This is a genomic window from Phocaeicola fibrisolvens, assembly GCF_025567125.1.
In the GTDB taxonomy this organism is placed as follows: domain Bacteria; phylum Bacteroidota; class Bacteroidia; order Bacteroidales; family Bacteroidaceae; genus Phocaeicola; species Phocaeicola fibrisolvens.
In genome coordinates, this window is the sequence record NZ_JAOQJI010000098.1 from 1 (window position 1) to 1830 (window position 1830).

The following is a 1830-nucleotide window of genomic DNA, read 5'->3' on the forward strand; positions in this document are numbered from 1 at the left end:
GTTCTCCCCAAAATTACTCATAACAAATTGAATCTCAATAATTTCAAAGAACTACTATGATTTTTTAGTGGACACTAATGGTTCATAATGTAAACTTCCAATTTTAGGGCACCCCTTTTTAGACGGGCGCCAGCAGGCACCCGTCTAAAAAAGAGTCCACAAATTTAACGATTATTATTTGCATATTGTCATGGGAAGAAGGTTTTCGTAATCCGTTCTTCCTTTTTTTAATTCTCTGAGCAGCCTGCAGAAGTAATCCCTGAAGGAGACTCCTACCTGTTTGCAGGTTTCTATAAAGGTATTATAGATTGCGGAGTTCTGTATTCCTTTCACGCTTCCGAAGAACAGACTGTTCTTTCGTTGGACAGTGATTGGTCTTATCGCTCTTTCAGCCGCCATATTGTCTATTGAGTATTCTCCATCGTTTCTGTAGGCGAAGATCTGATTCCAGAAGTTCTTCAGATACTTAAGGGCCTTGCCCATAAGTTCACTTCGGCTCTCATCCGGATTTGCAAGCAGATTATAAAGCTCTGTCCTTATCTTATCAATGATTTCCGTCGTTTCCTTACTGTTTCTTCTGTGGTAAATCTCGTCTGCGGTAAGTTTTTCCCGGCGGTAAGTATCTTCCATGCCGTATAACTTTCCTATCAGCTCAAGGAAGATTCTTGCCTGCAGGCTTCCCTGGTCGAAGGCATACTTGAACTTAGCCCTTGCATGAGCCAGACAACAGAGATGCTCTATATCCATAAGTTCGTTGTCAAGATACATATATACGTTATAACCGTCACTCTGCAGTGATTTGATTTTTGCATCACCAAGGAACTCCTTCAACACATTTCTGCTCCTTCCTCCATGTTTCTGCAAACCTTCATCGTCCGTTGTGTCCTCATAAAAGAAGATGACAATACGGGCTTTTCTGTTTACCAGACACCACATATAGGTCTTGCGTTTCTTATTGTAAGCGTGGTAACGAAGCCATGTCTCGTCCACATTCACGTTCGCACCGTCCTGAAGGGCAATCTTCTTGAGGGCAGGTATCAGCTTATTGAGTTGCATTGCACCTTTGTCGGCCCAGTTCAGCAGGTTCTGGACAGAAGTGTTCCAGTCCATATCCGACAGACGGTTTTTAGCTTCCCTGTATGCTGGCGTTGACATCTGGAAGCGGTTGAACATAAGATACGAGAGCATGTTTGCCGTAATGCTTGTACCCGGTACAATCTCATTGTAGATGTCAGCCCGGGCGTCATCTTTCATAGGAAGGAACATGCTTTCAATCCTGCCGTCGGCATGCTTTACCTTAAGCACTTCAAAGTGATGTTCCTCAATATGGCTCACGATATTTCTTATTTTACGATAGCTCGATGATATCACTACAGACCCCTCAGGAAGCATTGTATAATCGGACTTGTGTATTATCGGGGTGCCTACACAGTTCTTGTTGTATCTCATCCCTTTTCTATACGGTCTTTCCTTGGAATGAGGAGTGGCCGGAGTATCCTGCGTGTCGCATGATGCGGAAGGCTCTGACTGTGGAACTTCACCAGCCGGAGCAGTGGGAGTACCGTCAAAGTCATCCTTGTCGTCATGCTTTCCTTTTACGACCTTTTTGCGGTCAATGCCTTTAAGGCTTTTGGATGAAGCGTAAGTCTGGTTATTCATAAGTGAAAGACGCTCGACAAGGGCGTTATGCTTTTTCTCAAGCTTTTTGTATTCCTTGTCGCGGAGCTTGCATTCAATGGCAGCCTTCTCAGCCTTGCTGTTTGCCTTAAGCAGGGCATCTGTAAGGGAATCAATCTTACGGTTGGCGTCCTTCAGGTCTTTTCCTATTTC

Annotated in this window: 1 protein-coding gene; it reads right to left on the bottom strand. The window is 44.2% G+C overall.

All coding sequences use genetic code 11. The features are described 5' to 3' along the window. Window positions 1–174 precede the first annotated feature (174 nt). On the bottom strand, window positions 175–1830 hold a 1656-nt coding region (tnpC, locus tag OCV81_RS17625), incomplete at its 5' end, for an IS66 family transposase (protein WP_148331127.1).